Source organism: Streptomyces sp. NPDC054849, assembly GCF_053610945.1.
This window is the reverse complement of the sequence record NZ_JBSGZI010000004.1, coordinates 133,891-153,419: the sequence shown is the minus strand read 5'-3', so window position 1 is coordinate 153,419 and position 19,529 is coordinate 133,891. Positions and strand designations below refer to the sequence as shown.

Here is a 19,529-nt window from a genome sequence, read left to right as displayed (position 1 = left end):
GGGCAGCTTCCGCGGGATCGTGGCGAACCGCCCGATGTTGGTGTCGGCGAGCCGCTCGGCGCTCCGGACCTCCTCGCGCCACTCCTCGTACTCCCGCTCCCGGCGGGCCCGTTCGGCGGCGCGGGCGGTGCGGAAGCCCGTGTAGCCGTCGCCGTAGCGGCGGACCGTCCGGCGGTCCTGGTCCACCTCCAGGATGGCCGTGGTGACGCGGTCGAGGAAGAGTCGGTCGTGGGTGACGGCGACGACGGTTCCACGGTGTGCGCACAGACGCTCCTCCAGCCAGGCCACCGCCTCGTCGTCGAGGTCGTTGGTCGGTTCGTCGAGCAGCAGCAGCTCCGGCTCGGCGGCCAGGGCCGCGGCGAGCGCCAGCCGGGAGCGCCGGCCGCCGGACAGGGTGGCGAGCCGGCGGTCAGGGTCGAGCCCGTCGCGTTCACCGAGGTGGCGCTGGGTGGTCGCGACGCGCCGTTCGGCGTCACGGCCGCCGCGCGCCTCGTAGGCGGCGAGGAGGTCCCCGTACGCGGCCAGCTCCTCGGGGCCGGCCCGGTGCAGGAGCAATTCGGCGGTGCGGATCCGGCGCTCCAGCCCGCGCAGGTCGGCGAGCGCGAGGTCGATCGCGTCGCCGACGCGGGCGGCCGGCGGGAGGTCGAGGGTCTGCGCGAGGTGCCCGAGGCGCCGGGTGCGGTCACGGTGACCTCGCCGTGGTCGGGCCTTTCCCGCCCGGCGAGGAGCCGGAGCAGGGTGGACTTGCCGGAGCCGTTGTCGCCGACGACACCGACCCGCTCGCCGGGCCGGACCGTACAGCTGACGCGGTCCAGGACGACGTGGGTGTCGTAGCACTTGGTGACCTCGGACAGGACGATCTGGGTGGAGGCGAGTGGAGTGCGCAAGGGCGATCCCTTTCAGGATGTGTGTTTGTACGAGACGAGCCGTCTCGTCTCTTTGGCTGCCTTACTGTAGGCCCGGCAGGGAACTGCCGCAAGACGATTCGTCTCGTGGGGAGGCGTCGAGGTGTCACGCCGGGGCGGCGCCCCGCAGACATCCGCCGACGGGCGGCCGTCAGTCCGGGTCGAGCCCTCAACCGCGATCGACCGAAGGCGACGGGCGGCGGCCACGGAAGCGCCGAGGGCGGCGGCCGGGCGGCAGACGATCCAGCAGTCGGGCCTCAGCTGGTGGGCAGGTTCGACCACGACCGGCGGCGCTATCCAGGCAGGCGCCGAAGGCGACCGGCGCGTCAGCTGACGGGCAGGTGCCGGAAGCGGCGGGGACGCGCCAGCCGCAGTCGGGCGCGTCCGGAGCGACGACCGCAGAAACCTACGCCTACGGGCGGCGTCACCCCGGGCCGGCCCTCAGCCTCGGAAGGCCCGGAGGCGAAGGGCGGCGGCCATCGTCAGGCCGAGCCCGGACGCCGGACGACTTCCAGCGGTGAGACCGCAGCTGACGGGCGCCAGCGGCGAGGGGCACGCGCCGCGACAGGCAGCGCCGAACGCGACCGGCGGCGCCGTCCGGCAGGCAGGACGCCGAAGGCGACGGGCACGCGCCAGTCGCGGGCGGGCGTCCAGAGCGGCAACCCGCAAACCTCCGTCGACCGGCGGCGGCAACCGGGGTCGGCCTTCAGCTTCGGAAGGCCCGAAGGCAACGGGTGTCGGCCACGGTCGGGCGCCGAGGGCGACGCCGGGTGTCAGACGATCCAGCGGGTCGGACCTCGGCTGACGGGACGCCAGAGGCAACGGGCAGCGCTAGCCGACAGGCAGGCAGGCAGGCAGGCAGGCAGGCAACGGAGGCGACGGAGGCGACGGGCATGCGTCAGCCGGCAGGCAGGCGCCGAACGCGACCGGCGGCGTCAGCCGACAGGCGCGCCGTGGCCCGCGAGCAGCCGGCCTTCGGCGTACCCGAGCGCCGCGGCGGGCAGGGTCCCCTGCCGCCCGCTGCGCAGGACGGTCAGCCGGCCGGTACAGGGAAGGTCGGGCTCGGGCCGGACGCCGAGACGGCGCAGCGCCTGTACGGCGACGGGCTCGGCGGATCCGTGGAAGACCAGCTCGGCTCCTTGGGTCCGCGCGGCGAGGGCGGCCCGGATGGGGCTCTCGGTCAGCTCGTAGTGCGTGCAGCCCAGCACCACGTCGGTGACATCGGCCGGGGTCAGCGCGGCGGCCGCGGCGACGGCGGCCGTCACGGCGGCGTCGTCGGCCGCCTCCACCGCGTCGGCGAGGCCGGGGCAGGGCACCTCGGTGACCCGGGCCCCGGCGGCGAAGTCGCGGATCAGCCCGCGCTGGTAGGAACTGCCGGTGGTGGCAGGGGTGGCCCAGATCGCCACCCGGCCGCCGGCGGCCGCGGCGGGCTTGATCGCCGGTACCGTGCCGATGACCGGGATGACGGGCTCCAGCTCCGCGCGCAGGGTGGCCAGGGCGTGCACGCTGGCGGTGTTGCAGGCCACGATCAGCGCGTCCGGGCGATGTTCGGCGGCGGCCCGGGCGACGGCGAGGGCCCGCTCGGTGAGGTCGGTGGGGGTCCGCGGGCCCCATGGCATCCCGTCGGGGTCCGAGGACAGGATCAGGTCCGCGTCCGGCCGCAGCCGGCGCACCGCCGCGGCCGCCGCGAGGAGGCCGATTCCCGAGTCCATGAGCGCGATCTTCACCGGGCCACCTTAGTCGACACCGTCCTGGCCGGGCCCGCCGTCCCGAGGCCCCGCCGCGCAACACAACCCCTGCCAGCCCGGCAAAACCGGGGCCGTCACACCTTCCGCCGAGCCCGGAGACCGCACACACGAGCCAGAGGCCGCCCCCGATCCGAGGTCCCAAAGCCGCAGGTCACACCCGAGCCCGGGCATCCCCGGCCCGATGTCCGTCCGGACCACGGCACACCCAGCCCGGAGACCACCGCGCGGGGGCGGGCGCCAGGCGCGAGAGACGAAGCCGACCCAGGCTGCCGTCGGCCCGAGGACGGCAACGGTCGCACCCCGACCAGAGCCCCGCCCAGGCCACCACCCCACCGAGGCCGGAGACCGCCGCACTGAGGCTGGCGGCAAACCCAAGGCCGCACCCGACCCAGATCCGCCCTGACAGGAGTCCAGAGGCCGCCCCGCCCACCACCCCGCCCGGGCGCCAGTGGTCCACCCCGATTCAGACTCACGCCCGGCCCAGACGCAAGAGGGTGCACCCCGACCAAGCACCCCGCCCGGCCGGACGCAAAGGCACCCGGCACTCCAGCACCCTGGCCAAGAGTCCCGCCCGGACGCGCAGGCCCCGCTCGGACCGCACGCCTAATCCGGACGGGAGGCCAATGGGCCCGGGCGCCAGTGGACCTCGCCAACCCAGACTCCCGCCCTGCCCAGACGCGAGAGGTTGCACCCCACCAAGCACCCGGCCCGGCCGGACGCCAAAGGCACCCCGGCACCCCGGCACCCCGGCACCCCACCCAAGAATCCCGCCCGGGGACGCGCAGGCCCCACCCGGACCGCACGCCTGACCCGGACGGGCCGCCCCACCCGGACGGGAGGCCGGCCCCAGCAGGACGGGAGGCTCCCACCCCGGACGGGAGGCCGCTGCACCGGACGGGAGGAGGCTGCACCGGACGGGAGGCCGCCGCACCGGGGTGGCTGGATGCGAGACACGTCCACCGGGGCCCGGCACACTGCCGCCATGGGCCTCCTCACCGCCGCCTGCGCGGCCTACGCCTCCCTCGCCGCCTGGCTCTGGCTCACCCTCGCCCAGGGCATGTTCTGGCGGACCGACGTCCGCCTCCCCCCGCGCACCGCCCCCACCCACTGGCCGTCCGTCGCGATCGTCGTCCCGGCTAGGGACGAGGCCGAGGTGCTGCCCCGGAGCCTGCCCTCGCTTCTCGCCCAGGACTATCCCGGCGAGGCCGAGGTGATCCTCGTCGACGACGGCAGTACGGACGGCACCGGCGGCCTCGCGCTCCGGCTCGCCGGGCAGCACCCGGGGCTTCCGCTCACCGTCACCTCCCCCGGCGACCCCGCACGCGGGTGGACCGGCAAGCTCTGGGCGCTCCGCCACGGCATCGCGCTCGCCCGCACCGCGCACGCCACCGAGCCCGACTTCCTCCTCCTCACCGACGCCGACATCGCGCACGAGCCCGACAGCCTGCGCGAACTGGTCGCCGCCGCGACCTCCGCGGACCTCGACCTCGTCTCCCAGATGGCCCGCCTGCGGGTCGCATGCGTCTGGGAACGGCTCGTCGTACCCGCCTTCGTGTACTTCTTCGCCCAGCTCTACCCCTTCCGCCGGATCAACCGGCCCGGCTCCCGCACCGCGGCGGCCGCCGGCGGTTGCGTGCTGCTGCGCACCGAGGCGGCCGTGCGAGCAGGGGTCCCCGACTCCATCCGGCAGGCGGTCATCGACGACGTCTCCCTCGCCCGGGCGGTCCACCGAGCCGGCGGCCGGATCTGGCTCGGGCTGGCGGAGCGGGTGGACAGCGTGCGCCCGTACCCCGCGCTCGCGGACCTGTGGCGCATGGTCTCGCGCAGCGCCTACGCGCAACTGCGCCACCAGCCGCTCCTGCTGGCCGGGACGGTCGCCGGGCTGGTGCTCGTCTATCTCGTGCCCCCGGCCGCCCTCCTGGCGGGTCTCGCGACCGGGCACCCCGTCCTCGCGTGGGCCGGCGGTCTCGCCTGGCTGCTGATGGCCGGCACCTACCTGCCGATGCTGCGCTACTACGGGCAGCCGGCCGCGCTGGCTCCACTGCTTCCGTTCACGGCGCTGCTGTACCTCCTGATGACCGTCGATTCGGCCGTTCAGCACTACCGGGGCCGCGGCGCGTCCTGGAAGGGCCGTACCTATGCCCGGCCGAGTGACGCCTGAAACCGCGAACTACTGCCCGACACAGCGTCATCCGAGGTCACCGCATTGTGACGCTGCGTCAGTACGAAGTCGGTGCAACGCACAACCGGTGAGTACGAGTAGGAACAAGCTGGGGTGGAAGTGACGAATCGTGCACGTGAACGCCAAGTGAAAGGTGTGGCTCTGACCTGCGAATATGCAGGTCAGCGCGGTGTTGACGACACCTCGCTATGGACCCCGTGAAGTCGTGGGCTTAACTTAGGTCCCATGACCTCCCCCCGCTCCACTTATGGCGGCGGTTACTACTCCGCGCCCTCCTTCCCGGACACCCCCATCTACGACTCCCTCGTCGCCGAACGCGGCACTCCGCAGATCGCCCCGATCCGCGTCCCGGCCGCCTACGACTCCCCGAGCGCCGGTTACTCGAGCGGTGGGTACCTCCCGGCCCTCGCGTCGTCGTTGCCCGCCCTTCCGCCTGCCCCTCAGCAGGCTCCGGCGTACGGATACCCGTACCAGCAGCAGGCCGCGCCGCAGCCGATGCCGCTGCAGCACGCGCCCGCCCCGTACATCCCCCAGCAGCAGCCGGTCGCGGCCCGCGCCGGTTACATGCCGCAGCCCCAGCCGCAGCAGCCCCGCCCGGTCGCCACGGCCACCGGCTACGAGGCCATGCGCCCGGCCGCGCCGCGTCCGATGCAGGTGCCCGCGCCGGTGCCGGGCGCCTTGTACGAGGACCCTTACGGCCGCCCGTACCAGGGACGTGGTTACTGACCCGGTCCACGGAAACGCGGAGGCAGCGGAGGGGGCTGGCAGGATGCCCCCATGTCGAACTTGCACGTCCAGGCGCTCCACGTCCACCCCGTCAAATCGCTGGCGGGGACCGCTCCCGAGGAAGCGGTCGTGGAGCCCTGGGGACTGTCCGGGGACCGGCGGTGGGCGCTGATCGATCCCGAGGGCACGGTCATCACCCAACGCCGTCATGCGCGGCTGGCCTTGGCGGCGGCCCGTCCCGCGGGCGGCGGTCGGATCGCGGTGACGGCGCCGGGCATGGCGGAGCTGGTCGTGGAGGTGCCCGAGCCGGGTCCGCTGGAGCCGGTCGCCCTGTTCGGGAAGAAGGTCGAGACCGTGGTCGCGGCGGGCGCGGCGGCCGACTGGTTCAGCGCGTACCTGGGCGTACCGGTACGACTGGTACACATGGACGATCCGGCCGTACGCCGTCCCGTCGACCCGGACTACGCACGGCCGGGCGAGACGGTGAGCCTGGCCGACGGCTATCCCCTGCTGATCACCACCCTCGCCTCGCTGGACGCGCTCAACTCGCTCATCGCGCAGGGGGACCATCCCGAGGAGGGTCCGCTGCCCATGAACCGGTTCCGCCCCAACGTGGTGGTCGCCGGGGCCGAGCCGTGGGCGGAGGACGGCTGGCGGCGCGTCGCGATCGGTGACGCCGTCTTCCGCGGGGCGCGGGAATGCGGCCGGTGCGTGGTCACCACCACCGACCAGGCGACGGCGGAGCGGGGCAGGGAACCGCTGAAGACCCTGGCCCGGCACCGGCGGATCGGCAGATCGCTCACCTTCGGGCGGCTGCTGGTGCCGGTGCGACTGGGCACGGTGCGCGTCGGCGACGAGGTCCACGTCCTCGATGGAGACCAGGACGACGTCCTCGGCTGACCCCCGGGGAGTCGTCCCGCGGCACGCGACCGGCCGACCGGAATGACACCTTCGGGGGGCTCAGCGCCCAGGCTGGAACCAACCGGCACGACCAGGCCGTTGGAGCAGTCAGGACATGTGGGCACCCACAGGAAGACGGGCAGGCACCGGATCGGATGCCACATGTCTCGTACGTCCCGGAATGCGCGTCTCCGGGACATACGGAAGGCCGGGACGCGCAGACAGACGGAGACTGGCACAAGTTGGGGGAGCCGGACCGTGCGGACAGCAATGGGTGTATGGCGCTGGCGGCGCAATCCGCTGCGCCGTCCGACCGACCTCTTCGAGGCGTGGGTGGCGTTCGCCGCGATGGTGTGCGTCCTGGTGGTGGCTCCGGCCATCGGCTGGGTCGCGGGCCTGCGGGTGGACGGCACTTTGCAACAGGCCGCGCACGAGCAGCGGCAGGAGCGTCATCTCGTTCCGGCGGTGGTGGTCCGGCCGGTCGCGGAGTCGGTCGCGGGCGCGTCCGCCGATCCGTCGGCGCAGCGGACGGCCCCGCACCGTACGCGGATCGTGGCCGCGTGGACCGCGCCCGACGGGAGCAGCCACCAGGGCACGGTGCCGGCCGCGGAGGAACCGCCGCGCCCCGGCGACCGGTTCCGGATATGGACCGACGCGCGCGGGCGGCTGGTGGGGCAGCCGCTCGACCCGTCCGCCGCCGTCTTCCACGCGGGCACGGCGGGCCTGGCCGCCGCAATCTGCGTGGCCGCGCTGGTCGAGACGGTCCGCCGGCTGGTCGTACGACGCCTCGTGCATCGGCGGTACATACGTCTGGACCGGGCCTGGGCGGCCGCCGGACCGGACTGGGGCCGAGCAGGTGCGGGCAGTTGACATGGCGGCTCACCGTCTCCGCGCGCGCTACGGTGGAGCGGCCGGATCGGTCGTTCCGGTCGCTTCGGTGGCTTCGGTGGTCTCAGCCGCTCCCATGGCACTGAGTCAACCGGCTGAACGGCTTCAGCGGTTCCCGTGACCACGGTGTCTTCGGATTCCAGTGGCTTCGGTCGTATCGGCAGCGCGAGTACGAGGGTGGGGGCACGACAGCACCATGGTTCAGGGCACGGTCCAGGTGACGCACGGCGGGTCTACGCGGTGGCGGCGCCGCTCCGGTGAATATCCGACGCTGACCGCCGCGCTCGCCGTCGCGGGCGACGGAGACGTGCTGTCCATCGCCCCCGGCACGTACCGGGAGAACCTGGTGCTGCACCACGCCGTCACCCTGCGCGGGCCGGAGGGCGGGCTGGGATCGGTGCGGATCGCCCCGCTCGACGGGGTCGCGCTGACCGTGCGCGCCTCGGCCGTGGTCCAGGACCTGTATCTGGAGGGCCAGGACCGGGCGGCGCCCGCGCTGCTGGTGGAGGACGGCTCCCCCGAGCTCACCGATCTGCGGGTGAGCACCCGTTCGGCGGCCGGCATCGAGGTCCGGGGACCCGGGGCCCGGCCCCTGGTCCGGAGGTGCACGGTGGAGAACCCCACCGGCGTCGGGATCGCCGTACTGGACGGCGGCGGCGGGGTCTTCGAGGAGTGCGAGGTCGTGGCCGCCGGTCAGGCCGGCATCTCGGTGCGCGGCGGCGCCCGGCCCCGCCTGGAACGCTGCCGCATCCACCACGCCACGGGCGCGGGCATCGCGGTCACCGGGGAAGGTTCGGGCCTGGAGGCCCTGGGCTGCGAGGTGTACGAGGTCAAGGGCACCGGTGTGCAGATCGCCGCGCGCGCCACGGCCCGGCTCACCGACTGCGCGGTGCACCGCACCTCGGCCGACGGGGTCACCCTCGACACCGACGCCGTGCTCACCCTGGCCGGCTGCGACATCCACGACATCCCGGAGAACGCGGTCGATCTGCGGTCCCGTTCGGTGCTCAGCCTCACCCGCACGACGGTGCGCCGCTTCGGCCGCAACGGCCTGTCCGTGTGGGACCCGGGCACCCGGGTGGAGGCCGAGTCCTGCGAGATCCACGACAGCACGGGCGACTATCCGGCGGTGTGGATCAGCGACGGGGCCACCGCCTCCCTCGACTCCTGCCGGGTCCACGACGTGCCGGACGCACTGTTCGTGCTGGACCGGGGGTCGCGCGTCGACGTGGTCGACAGCGATCTGTCCCAGGTGCGCAACACCGCCGTCTCGGTGAGCGACGGAGCCACGGCGCAGCTCGACGACTGCCGGATCCGTGAGGCGGCCACCGGCGCCTGGTTCCGCGACCACGGCAGCGGCGGCACGCTCGCCGACTGCACCATCGACGGGGTGCAGACCGGCGTGATCGTCACCAAGGGCGCCGACCCGGCGCTGGAGCGGTGCACGGTCACCTCGCCGGCCGAGGCCGGTTTCTACGTGTCGGCGGGCGGCCGCGGCACCTTCACGGCCTGTCGGGTGGCGGGCAGTTCCGGCTTCGGCTTCCACGTCATCGACGGCTGCCGCACCATGCTGGCCCGCTGCCACACTGAGCGCTGCGCCCGCGGGGGCTACGAGTTCGCGGAGGACGGGCCGGTCGCCGAGGAGTGCACGAGCGACGAGTCCGGCCCGCGTCTGGCGGCCCAGTCGGCGTCGGGCGGCGCATTCGCCGGGGCCCAGGCGGGGATCCGTACGGTCACCGCGGCGCAGACCCCTGTGGCGCAGATGGCTCCGGCATCGGTGTCACGGCCCGCGGACCGGCCGGAGGGGAACGGCGTGGCGGCCGCGCGGGGTTCCGGCGAGGTGCTCGGCCAGCTCGACGCCCTGGTGGGCCTGGACAGCGTCAAACGCGAGGTGCGTGCGCTCACGGACATGATCGAGGTGGGCCGCAGGCGGCAGCAGGCCGGCCTCAAGGCCGCGTCGGTGCGCCGCCATCTGGTCTTCACCGGCTCCCCGGGCACCGGCAAGACCACGGTCGCCCGGCTGTACGGGGAGATCCTCGCCTCCCTCGGCGTGCTGGAGCGCGGGCACCTGGTCGAGGTGTCCCGGGTGGACCTGGTCGGCGAGCACATCGGCTCCACGGCGATCCGGACGCAGGAAGCGTTCGAACGGGCGCGCGGAGGGGTGCTGTTCATCGACGAGGCGTACGCCCTGGCCCCGGAGGATTCGGGCCGGGACTTCGGACGCGAGGCGATCGACACGCTGGTGAAGCTGATGGAGGACCACCGGGACGCGGTGGTGGTGATCGTCGCCGGGTACACGGCGGAGATGGACCGCTTCCTGACCGTCAACCCGGGTGTGGCCTCGCGGTTCTCCCGGACCATCACCTTCGGCGACTACGGGCCCGGGGAGCTGCTGCGGATCGTGGAGCAACAGGCGGAGGAGCACGAGTACCGGCTCGGGGAGGGCACGTCCGAGGCACTGCTGACCTACTTCACGGAGCTGCCCAAGGGTGCGGCCTTCGGCAACGGCCGCACGGCGCGCCAGACCTTCGAGTCGATGGTGGAACGGCACGCGGGGCGGGTGGCCCAGCTGTCGGAGCCCACGACGGACGACCTCACCCTGCTGTTCCCGGCGGATCTGCCGACGCTGCCCGCTCTGCCCGCTCCTTGCTGATGCCGAGCCGCTGACCCGGTACGCCGGCCGGGTCCGCCACGACGGCCACCTCGGTCACGTCGGTTACTGCGGCCACCTCGGCTACGTCGGCCCGTGCGGCGGCGTCCAACCGGGCGAGCAGGGCTTCGCGTTCGGCGGCGAAGGCCGGATCGGCCTGGTAGTCGGAGTGGCCGAGGATCGGGGCGGGCAGCGGGTAGCGGGCGCTGCGCCCGTAGGCCAGCGGGTCGGCGAGCGGGCCGTGGTCCACGCCCTGCCCCGCGCCGGGAAGCGCCGGGCCGCCGATGGGGTCGGTGGCCCGCCAGAGGTTGCGCCAGCAGTCGACCTCGCGGTGCAGGGCGGTCAGCGGCCCGGGGCCGAAGTAGGCGGGGAACCATCGGCCGTAGAGGCGGGCCAGCGGGGATCCGTACGTCAGCAGGCCGACCCGGCGGCGGGCGGACGGCGGCAGTTGCCAGACGGCCGCCGCTGCCAGCACGCTGCCCTGGGAGTGGCCGGAGATCACCAGGCGGCCGCCGGTGCGCCCGGTCCAGCCGGCCATCCGCCACGTCAGGTCGGGGACGGCGCGCTCCGCGTAGCAGGGCGGCGCGAAGGGGTGGGCGGCGCGTGGCCAGAAGGTGCCGACGTCCCACAGGATGCCGATGGTCCGGCGGGCGGCGGCATCCCGGTAGGCGCGGCGTCCCCAGGTGACGAAGAGGACGAAGGCCAAGCCGATGAGCCAGGATCCGGCGTCCTGGGCGGCGCGGGCGGCCGGCTCCAGCAGCCGGGACCCCCGGGCCGCCTCACCCGGCACCTCTCCGGTGAGCCAGGCTCCGGCGAGCGCGCCTGCGCCGAGCAGCAGCGTGATCCCGGAGACGGCCGCCACGAACCAGGGCGCGGAGTCGGTGAGCGAGGCCGCGGTGCGCACCGCGGCGATCCGGCGGCTGCGGGCCCTGTCCGGGGTCTCCCCGGGATATTCGGCAGCCACGGTCGCGGCCAGCCGGCTCCGGGCGCGGGCTCCGCGCACCGCGAACCAGGCGGCGAGCAGCGCCAGTACGAGGAGCAGCGGGGGCAGCACGGCGGCCTGCCAGGACAGCAGTACGGGCGGGCCGGGCAGTGGTGCGCCCGCCATCCCGGGGGTGGCTCCCCCGTCGAGCCAGTCGGCGACGCGCTGGGCGACCCCACCGGACATCACCCCGCCGAGCGCGCAGCCGAGCATGGCGACGGCGGGCCCGCCGAGGCCGTGCAGGGCGGCGGCCGGATCGGGGGCCCGGCGGTGCAGGTACCGGGCGACCACGGCGAGGGCGAGTACGCAGGCGCCCTGCCCCAACATGAGCACGCCGAAGGCGAAGTCCCCGGGGAGCCGCCCGGCGGAGGTCCAGCCGGGGCGCGACCAGCTGGCGTGCGCGAGGACGGCGGAGAGCAGGACGAGGGCGGCGCCGGGGAGCAGGGTGACGGCGGCCCGGTCGAGCCGGTGGTCGGCCCGCGCCTCGGTACGGCCGCGCCGGCAGACGACCCAGGCCACGGTGACGGCCCCCACGGCGAGCAGTGCCTGCGTGACCCAGCCGAGGGCTTCGAGGACGGGGGCGCCGGCCCGGCGGTCGTAGCGGGCGGTGGGTACGGCGACGGCCACCGCCACGGTGAGCAGCCCGGCGGCGGTGTGCGCGGCGCGCAGCCGGGCCACGAGCCGTCGTCCGTACCAGAATCCGGGGCGGCCGAGCGCGGGCGCGGTGTCCGACGCGGTGTCCGGGTCGGTGGCGCCGGCGGGCGGCGGCTGGGACTCGTAGGCGCTCCAGGTGCGGTTCGACAGGTACCAGAGCAGCCCGGTCAGTGCGGCGGGAACCAGCGCGCAGAGGGCGAGGCGGCGCCCGGGCTGGGCCCACCAGCCGCCGCCGGGCGCGAGGAAGCCGAGCCGGGAGCGGGAACCGGTACAGGTGCCGGATCCCGCGCACTGCCAGGCGAAGAGATCGAGCGCGACCTCGCAGGCGGCCGCGATCAGCAGCACGGTGAGACTGAGCGCGAGGATCCGTACGAGGACCCCGTACGTGCGCACCGCGCGCGGCGCGGGGTCGGCGGCGGCCGTCGCCGGCCGTGCCCAGTGGGCGAGGTTGGCCACCATGAAGGGCAGGAGCAGCAGCCACAGGGCGCGGGCGCCGTTGCCGGAGGTGAGCCGGGACCAGCAGTAGGCCTCGGGGACGGGCCGCCCGGCGTACCGCTCGGGGTGGGCTTCGGCGTCGGCGTCCTCGGTGCGGCGGAAGACCGCCGCGGTGGAGTCGCCGGTGACGCGGACGGTGCGAGGGTCTCCGAGCAGCTCACCGGGGGCGGCGCCGGCGACTCCGTGGACCAGGAGTTCGAGGGCGAGGGGCGTGTCTGTCGGGGGGCGGTCCGGCACAGCGGGCCTCCGCTCGCGGGGCGGGATCAGCTCGGATCCAGCATCCCGCGCCGCGGCTTTCCTGCCCAGGCCCCGCGCCGCGGAAATCCGTCGCGCGGGGGCGGACCGGCGCGGAGAACAGGGCGAGAGCGCAGCGGACTTCTGGAGGGCGCCCGGCTATGGTGACGCGCACGCACGTTCAGAACCTCACCCAGGGGGTACCGCCATGGCTCGCCGACTCCGCCCGGTGGGGCTGGACTTCATCGACGACGCGCCGGTCCGGCTGGTCTTCGCCACCGAGGCCGCGGCGCCGCCCGAGGCCGTGTACCAGGCGCTCGCCGAAGAAGTGGAGGGCTGGCCGCGCTGGTTCGGTGCGGTGACCCTGGCCCGCCCCACGCACGGTGGTGCGGGCCGCGAGGTCAGATTGGCGGGCGGGGTGCGCTTCCAGGAGACGATCATGGCCGCGGATCCCGAGCAGCGCTACGCGTACCGCGTCGACACGACCAACGCTCCGGGCTTCCGGGCCCTGTTGGAGGAATGGCGGCTGACGCCGGCCGGCTCCGGCACCCGCGTCCGCTGGACCTTCGCCGCGGACGGCTCGGCCCCATTGCGTTTCGGCCTGACCGCCGCCCGCCCGGCCCTGGGCCACTCGTTCCGCGCGGCGGTCCGAAACCTGGACCGGCGGCTCACCGCTCGGCGCGGGGCGGATCAGTAGCCGTCGAAGGGGGCACGTGGGGCGGGCCCGGGCTCGGGCGGAGCCGGGGCGACGGCGCCCGCCGGCGCCGAGTTCTTCCTCGCTGCTCGTGACCTTCTTCTGGTCGCCGGCGCCGGCCTCCTCCCGGTGAGTCGACTCGCCGCGAGCTGGAGTGCTTTGTCGGCTGCCAGGAGCGTTTCGCCCGTGATACGGGCGGTCAGGCGGACGGTTCGCGCCAGACCCCGGTCGTCAGCAGCGTCTCGATGGTCTTCGCGTACGGGGCGATGTCGAGCCGCTGCGCCGCCAGCCACTCGTCCGAGTAGTACTTGTCCAGGTAGCGGTCGCCCGGGTCGCACAGCAGGGTGACGACGCTGCCGGTGCGGCCCTCCGCCACCATCTCCGAGATGATCTTCAGGGCGCTCCAGAGGCCGGTGCCGGTCGAACCGCCCGCCTTGCGTCCTATGGCCGTCTCCAGCGCGCGGCATGCGGCGACGCTCGCCGCGTCCGGGACCTTCATCATCCGGTCGATGGCGCCGGGCACGAAGCTCGGCTCCATCCGCGGTCGGCCGATGCCCTCGATGCGCGAGCCGCAATCGCTGCTCGCGTCCGGGTCGTTGTGGGTCCAGCCCTCGAAGAAACAGGAGTTCTCCGGGTCCGGGACGCAGATGCGGGTGTCGTGCTGCATGTAGTGCACGTAGCGTGCGATGGTCGCCGAGGTGCCGCCGGTGCCCGCGGTCGCCACGATCCAGGCCGGCTCGGGGAAACGTTCCAGCTTCAGCTGCTGGTACATCGATTCCGCGATGTTGTTGTTGCCGCGCCAGTCGGTGGCCCGCTCCGCGTACGTGAACTGGTCCATGTAGTGCCCGCCCGTGCGGGCGGCGAGCTCGGCCGACTCCTCGTACATCTTCATCGAGTCGTCCACGAAGTGGCATGCGCCGCCGTGGAATTCGATGAGGCGACACTTCTCCGGACTGGTCGTGCGCGGCATGACGGCGATGAAGGGAACACCGATCAGCTTGGCGAAGTACGCCTCGGAGACGGCGGTGGAGCCGGACGACGCCTCGATGACCGGGCGGCCGGGGCGGATCCAGCCGTTGCAGAGCGCGTACAGGAACAGCGAACGCGCGAGGCGGTGCTTGAGGGAGCCCGTCGGGTGCGTGGACTCGTCCTTGAGGTAGAGGTCGATGCCCCACGCCTCGGGGAGCGGGAAGCGCAGCAGGTGGGTGTCCGCGGAGCGGTTGGCGTCGGCCTGGACCTTGCGGACGGCCTCCTTCAGCCAGGCACGGTACTCCACGTCGCTGCGATCGACGTCGATGGTCGTGCCAGTCGTACCGGTGGTGCTGGTCGTGCCGGTGGTGCTCATGCGCCGCGCTCCTTCGTGGGTGTACTTGCCCCCTGCTTTCGCAATGTACCTCGCTCACCTGCACAAACAGTCACTTTGGGTCTCTATGCGGATCCCTTTCGATCGCGTTCGGTTGCACTGTGCGGCACCGTGGGTGACCCTGGTGGAGCATTACCGAGGGTGCAGCACCCGTAACACTCATGTCGGGGAGTCGCAGCCGTGATCAGTCATTCCCGCAGGCACTGCGTCGTCGAACTGCAGGCCTTGCCGTCGCGGATCGGCCAAATCCGCAGAATCGTTTCGGCACAACTGCGCCACTGGCAGCTCGATCCGCTCATCGACCGGGCCGCGCTCGGTGTGACGGAGCTGCTCAGCAACGTCCACCGCCATGCGCAGCCGGACAAGACCTGCACGGTCGAGATCGAACTCCGTCTCGGGCGCCTGACGGTCTCGGTCATCGACAGCGATCCACGGCTTCCGGTGCTCCACCCGCCGCAGGCGGAGTCGCTGGAGACCTGCGGGCGCGGGCTCGCCCTCGTGGCGGCCCTCAGCGAGGCCTGGGGCGCACGGCAGCAGCCCGACGGACCGGGGAAGGCCGTGTGGTTCTCGCTCACGGCGGCCCCCGCCCCGGCGCCGCCGCCCCACCCGGTGCGGATGGGGTCCGAACCCGTACGAGAACCCGCGCGCACGGTGGTCATCGCCGTCGATCCGCCCGTCGCCACGGGTCTGCCGGTGGCCTCGCCGGTCGGCGTCCGGCCCGGGTGACCGACCGCGGCGCATGTCGGCCCCCGGGCGCCGTCGGCGTGCCGGGGGCAGACCAGGTGCGCCGACCTCCTACCGGGGCCACCGGCAGGTCGGCCGCCTGTCTGCCGGGGGCCTACCGCCAGGTCTCCCGGCCGCCTGCCTGCCGGGGGCCCACCGCCAGGTCTTCCGGCCGCCTGCCTGCCGGGGGCCCACCGCCAGGTCTTCCGGCCGCCTGCCTGCCGGGGGCCTACCGCCGGGTCCCCCGGCCGCCTGCCCCACGCCCGTGCCGTGCCTGCCCCTGCCTCCTGACCGGCCCGGGTGCTTCCCGGCTCAGGCCAACGCTCCCAGCGGGTCGTCGAGCACCGGCTGCCACGCCAGCTCCGCCGCGCCGACCAGGCTGTTGTGGTCCAGGGTGCACGGCAGGATGGGCACACCGCCGCTGCGTCCCCACAGGCTGCGGTCCGCGACCACCGCGCGCAGCCGCTCCGGGTCGGCGTACAGCAGCTCCCGGTGCAGCCCGCCCAGGATGATCCGGTCCGGGTTCAGGATGTTCACCAGGCCCGCGAGGCCGAGGCCGAGCCGGTCGATCAGCTCCTCCGTGGCCGCCCGTACCGCCGGCTCCGCGGGTTCGTCGCGCAGCAGGTCACGGGCCTGCTGGAGCAGTGACACCTCGGGCCCGGCGCTGCGCCCCGCCGCGGTGAGGAAGGCCAGCGGGTCCGCCTCCACGTCCAGGCAGCCGCGGCCGCCGCAGTGGCAGGCCCGGCCCTCGGGGTTCACGGTGAGGTGGCCGACCTCCAGGGCGAGGCCCGAACTCCCGCTGTGCAGACGGCCGTCCAGCACCAGCGCCCCGCCGACCCCGCGGTGCCCGGTGGCCACGCACAGCAGATGCTGCGCGCTGCGCCCCGCGCCGTGCCGGTGCTCGGCCAGCGCCGCGAGGTTGACGTCGTTCCCGGTCAGCGCCGGGCCGTCGATCCCGGCCGCCTTCACGCACTCCGCGAAGATGTCCCGTACGGGAGAACCGGCCGGCCAGGCCAGGTGCAGCGGGTTCAGCGCCGTGCCGTCCGGCTCCGCGACCGCCGACGGGACCGCGAGCCCCGCGCCGACACAGCGGCGGCCGCTCTCCTCGAGCAGGTCCGCGCCCGCCTCCACCACCGCGCCGAGCACCTGCGCCGGGTCGGCGGAGACGGTGACCTTTCCGGGCGCGGTGGCCACGATCCGGCCGCCGAGGCCGACCAGGGCGGCCCGGAAGCCGTCCGAGTGCACCTGGGCGGCCAGCGCCACCGGGCCGTCCTCGGCCACCGAGAGCCGGTGCGAGGGGCGGCCCTGGGTGCCGCCGGCGCCTCCGGGGCGGGAGTCGACGCGGATCAGCCCGAGCGCCTCCAGCTCGGCGGCGACGGCCCCGGCGGTGGCGCGGGTGACACCGAGCTCGGCCGTCAGGACCGCGCGGGTCGGGGCGCGGCCGGTGTGGACGAGCTCCAGGGCCGGTCCGAGCGCGCCGCGACCCCGTTCCAGTCTGGTCCGCGTGGCTGTCGTGGACGCGGATGGCGTGGTCACATCCCCCACCCGCGGCGGGGCCCCGTTGCCGTTCATGGCATCGATCCTCGCATGATCGGAGGGTGCCGGGAGCCGCCGCTCAGTCCAGCCCGCCGACGCGGAGTGTGATGTTGAGGCGGCCGGTCAGCCCGAGCCCCGCCGGGCCCGTGCCCGGCAGGACCTTCGGCACCCCGTGATAGGCCAGACGGCTCGGACCTCCGAAGACGAAGAGATCCCCGCTGCGCAGCTCCACGTCCCGGTACGGGCGCCCGCGCGAGACGGTGTTCCCGAAGCGGAAGACGCAGGTGTCGCCGAGGCTGAGCGAGACCACGGGCGCCGGTGACCTCTCCTCGGCGTCGCGGTGCATCCCCATGCGGGAGTCGCCGTCGTAGAAGTTGATCAGCGCGATGTCGTAGGCGTACGTCTCCGTGGGCGCCGACGGCTCCTCGTACGGGTCCGCGTACGCGGCGGCCACCGCTTCCCGGCCCAGCTCGGCGAGCCATCCCGGCATCGGCTTGACCGGCGCCCCGTCCCCGTCCACGGCGGTGCGGGCGTATCCGTACGGGTACCAGTGCAGGCCGAGGCACACCTGCCGGGCGGTCATGACCCCGCCGCCCGGCGTGCGTACGGTGCGCAGCCCGGCCGGCGGGCGGGCCCACGCGCGGCAGGCCGCCAGCAGTTCGCCCTGACGTGCGTCCCCGAGCCAGCCGGGCACGTGCACGGCACCGGGAGCGATCACGGTCCGCTCGCGCGGGAAGAGTTCACCGTCCATCTCTCCATTGTCGGGGCGGGCTGATAAGACTCCCGGTATGGAGATCAACGAGCATGTGAAGAACCTGGCCCGGGAAGGCGAGCTGCTCGCCGACGTGGCGGAACAGGCCGGTACGGACGCCGTCGTTCCCACCTGTCCGGGTTGGCGCGTCACCGACCTGCTGCGGCACACCGGGTCGGTGCACCGCTGGGCGGCGGGGTACGTCGCGGAGCGGCGCCTGGAGCCGGTGGGCTTCCCGGACGCGCCGGAGCTGACCGGCGGCGAGCTGCTGGCGTGGTTCCGGGAGGGGCACGCCGACCTGGTGCGCACCCTGACCGAGGCCCCGGCCGACGTGCAGTGCTGGACGTTCCTCCCGACCGCCCCGCCGTCGCCGCTGGCGTTCTGGGCGCGGCGCCAGGCCCATGAGACCGCCGTGCACCGGATGGACGCGGAGGCGGCGCGCGGCGTGGTGTTCTCGCCCTTGGACCCGGAGTTCGCGGAGGACGGTGTGGACGAGCTGCTGACCGGCTTCCACGCGCGGCCGCGCAGCCGGGTGCGGACCCCGGAGCCCCGGGTGCTGCGGGTCCGGGCGGCGGACACGGGCGCGGCGTGGACCGTACACCTGTCGGCGGCGCCGGCCCGTACGGTTTCGGGCGACACGGGCGAGGCGGCCGACTGCGAACTGACCGAAGAGGCGGCCTGGCTGTACGCGGCCCTGTGGAACCGGATCCCGCTCGCGGGTCCGGGAGTGACGGGCGACCTGGCGCTGGCCCGGCTGTGGACGGAGACGGCGGGCATCTGAACCGGGTACGGGCGGGCGGGCGGAGTGCCGGAGGCCGTGCGCGGTGCAGGGCGCCCTTGTGACGGCCAGTGGGCGCTGTGACACTGCACGCATGGGGCGGCGAACGCAGGCGGACCGGGACGCGATCACCATCGAGATCGGCTACGCCTTCGTCAGCGCCTGCTTCGCCGCGGCCCTCGCCTTCGGCGCGGTGTACGGCCCCGCGCCGGCGTTCTCCCTCTCCCCCGCGACGGGCCGGGTGCTGGCGCTGGCGGGCGCGGGCGTCGCGGCGGTGGTGTTCGTGCTCCGGATCGCGCACGTCCTCCGGGGCTTCGCCCGCCGTCCGGAGAACGACGGCGACTGAGCCTCGACGCCGCCCGTGGCGGAGACCCACGGCGGATACCCCGGCGGATCCGCGTCAGCCGGACGGGCCTCGGGGGGCGGACGGCCGCCGGCCTGAGCCGTTCTGTTCGAACCGGTCCGCACGCCGACGACGGATACGCCGTGGCCGGCCGGGCAGGTCGGATTCCGTCCCGGCCTGCGCCGACGCCGAGGCGGACCCGCCTGCCGGTCTCGTGGACGCCGTGCGCGCGGCCCACGACCGCGGCGCCCGGCTCGTGTCCCTGTGCACGGGGCGTTCGTGCTGGCCGCCGCGGGAGTGCTGGACGGACGCCGCGCCACCACGCACTGGGAGCACACCGCCGCGCTCGCCGCCCGCTACCCCGGCGTACGCGTCGACCCGGGCGTCCTCTACATCGACGACCGGGGCGTGCTGACCTCGGCCGGCAAGGCCGCCGGGATGGATCTGTGCCTGCACATCGTCACCGCCGACCACGGAGCGGCGGTCGCCAACGAGCTGGCCCGCCGGCTGGTGGTCCCGGCCCGCCGCGCGGGCGGCCAGGCACAGTTCATCGCCGCACCGCAGGTCGTCGACACCGGCCACGCCTTCGCAGACCTGCTGGACTGGGTGAGCGGCCGGCTGCACGAGCCGCTGACCGTGCCCGACCTGGCCCGCCAGGTGAACATGAGCACCCGGAATCTGACCCGCCGATTCTCCGCCGCCACCGGCACCACTCCCCTGCGCTGGCTGCACACCCAGCGCATCCACCGCGCACCGGAACTCCTCGAAACCACCGACGACAGCATCGAACTGATCGCCTCCCGCACCGGCATGGGCAGGGCGGCCACTCTGCGCCGACACTTCCATCGCGCCCTCGGCGTGCCGCCGGACGTCTACCGGCGTACCTTCCGAGGTCACCGCACTCCCACCTCGGCGATCTGACGGACCGGGCCTGACCGACGCCTGCCGACTGCCGACTGCCGACTGCCGACTGCCGA

The 19,529-nt window shown here is 74.4% G+C and carries 14 protein-coding genes and 2 pseudogenes; 10 read left to right on the top strand and 6 right to left on the bottom strand.

Annotated elements, in window-relative coordinates; genetic code table 11:
* Positions 1-366: 366 nt before the first annotated feature.
* Together ACWGIF_RS03665 and ACWGIF_RS03660 are read right to left on the bottom strand one after the other, a co-directional pair.
* Positions 367-887, bottom strand: a pseudogene (locus ACWGIF_RS03665) (ATP-binding cassette domain-containing protein); the annotation flags it as partial.
* Positions 888-1,840: 953 nt separating this feature from the next.
* Complete coding sequence (locus tag ACWGIF_RS03660) at positions 1,841-2,632, bottom strand: glutamate racemase (protein ID WP_453490457.1); 792 nt, start codon at positions 2,630-2,632, stop codon at positions 1,841-1,843.
* Between the two features lie 1,003 nt (positions 2,633-3,635).
* On the opposite strand from ACWGIF_RS03660, the gene ACWGIF_RS03655 reads away from it, so the two are divergent.
* From ACWGIF_RS03655 to ACWGIF_RS03635, 5 genes are all read left to right on the top strand, one after another.
* Positions 3,636-4,814 (top strand): glycosyltransferase, encoded by a 1,179-nt coding sequence (locus ACWGIF_RS03655; RefSeq protein ID WP_453490493.1) that lies wholly within the window; start codon positions 3,636-3,638, stop codon positions 4,812-4,814.
* A 246-nt stretch (positions 4,815-5,060) separates the two neighbouring features.
* Complete coding sequence (locus ACWGIF_RS03650; protein ID WP_453490454.1) at positions 5,061-5,561, top strand: DUF6643 family protein; 501 nt, start codon at positions 5,061-5,063, stop codon at positions 5,559-5,561.
* 51 nt (positions 5,562-5,612) lie between these two features.
* Positions 5,613-6,461, top strand: a complete 849-nt coding sequence (locus tag ACWGIF_RS03645) for an MOSC domain-containing protein (RefSeq protein WP_453490451.1) — start codon at positions 5,613-5,615, stop codon at positions 6,459-6,461.
* Between the two features lie 258 nt (positions 6,462-6,719).
* Entirely contained in the window at positions 6,720-7,331 is a 612-nt protein-coding gene (locus tag ACWGIF_RS03640; RefSeq protein WP_453490448.1) for an Rv1733c family protein, read from the top strand.
* A 214-nt stretch (positions 7,332-7,545) separates the two neighbouring features.
* A complete protein-coding gene (locus ACWGIF_RS03635) occupies positions 7,546-10,002 on the top strand; it encodes a right-handed parallel beta-helix repeat-containing protein (protein ID WP_453490445.1) in 2,457 nt (818 codons plus the stop codon).
* Here ACWGIF_RS03635 and ACWGIF_RS03630 read toward each other — a convergent pair.
* Positions 9,944-12,394: a hypothetical protein gene (locus ACWGIF_RS03630; protein ID WP_453490490.1), complete on the bottom strand. Its 2,451-nt coding sequence runs from the start codon at positions 12,392-12,394 to the stop codon at positions 9,944-9,946. The two genes, ACWGIF_RS03635 and ACWGIF_RS03630, sit on opposite strands and share 59 nt — an antisense overlap.
* Before the next feature lie 178 nt (positions 12,395-12,572).
* Here ACWGIF_RS03630 and ACWGIF_RS03625 point away from each other — a divergent pair, with 178 nt between their 5' ends.
* Positions 12,573-13,061, top strand: a complete 489-nt coding sequence (locus ACWGIF_RS03625; protein ID WP_453490442.1) for an SRPBCC family protein — start codon at positions 12,573-12,575, stop codon at positions 13,059-13,061.
* A 196-nt stretch (positions 13,062-13,257) separates the two neighbouring features.
* Here ACWGIF_RS03625 and ACWGIF_RS03620 read toward each other — a convergent pair whose 3' ends face one another.
* On the bottom strand, positions 13,258-14,403 hold the full coding sequence (locus ACWGIF_RS03620; protein ID WP_453490439.1) for a PLP-dependent cysteine synthase family protein: 1,146 nt from the start codon (positions 14,401-14,403) through the stop codon (positions 13,258-13,260).
* A gap of 198 nt (positions 14,404-14,601) precedes the next feature.
* Between ACWGIF_RS03620 and ACWGIF_RS03615 the strand changes: the two genes are divergently transcribed.
* Complete coding sequence (locus tag ACWGIF_RS03615; protein ID WP_453490436.1) at positions 14,602-15,147, top strand: ATP-binding protein; 546 nt, start codon at positions 14,602-14,604, stop codon at positions 15,145-15,147.
* A 309-nt stretch (positions 15,148-15,456) separates the two neighbouring features.
* On the opposite strand, the gene ACWGIF_RS03610 is transcribed toward ACWGIF_RS03615, so the two are convergent.
* Together ACWGIF_RS03610 and ACWGIF_RS03605 are read right to left on the bottom strand one after the other, a co-directional pair.
* Entirely contained in the window at positions 15,457-16,716 is a 1,260-nt protein-coding gene (locus ACWGIF_RS03610) for an ROK family protein (RefSeq protein ID WP_453490434.1), read from the bottom strand.
* Between the two features lie 43 nt (positions 16,717-16,759).
* Positions 16,760-17,431: an alpha-ketoglutarate-dependent dioxygenase AlkB family protein gene (locus ACWGIF_RS03605; RefSeq protein ID WP_453490431.1), complete on the bottom strand. Its 672-nt coding sequence runs from the start codon at positions 17,429-17,431 to the stop codon at positions 16,760-16,762.
* 37 nt (positions 17,432-17,468) lie between these two features.
* Between ACWGIF_RS03605 and ACWGIF_RS03600 the strand changes: the two genes are divergently transcribed.
* The 3 genes and pseudogenes from ACWGIF_RS03600 to ACWGIF_RS03590 all read left to right on the top strand — a co-directional run.
* On the top strand, positions 17,469-18,212 hold the full coding sequence (locus ACWGIF_RS03600) for a maleylpyruvate isomerase family mycothiol-dependent enzyme (RefSeq protein WP_453490428.1): 744 nt from the start codon (positions 17,469-17,471) through the stop codon (positions 18,210-18,212).
* Between the two features lie 91 nt (positions 18,213-18,303).
* Complete coding sequence (locus tag ACWGIF_RS03595) at positions 18,304-18,555, top strand: DUF6332 family protein (protein ID WP_453490488.1); 252 nt, start codon at positions 18,304-18,306, stop codon at positions 18,553-18,555.
* A 166-nt stretch (positions 18,556-18,721) separates the two neighbouring features.
* A pseudogene (locus ACWGIF_RS03590) lies at positions 18,722-19,473 on the top strand (helix-turn-helix domain-containing protein); the annotation flags it as partial.
* Positions 19,474-19,529: the final 56 nt, after the last annotated feature.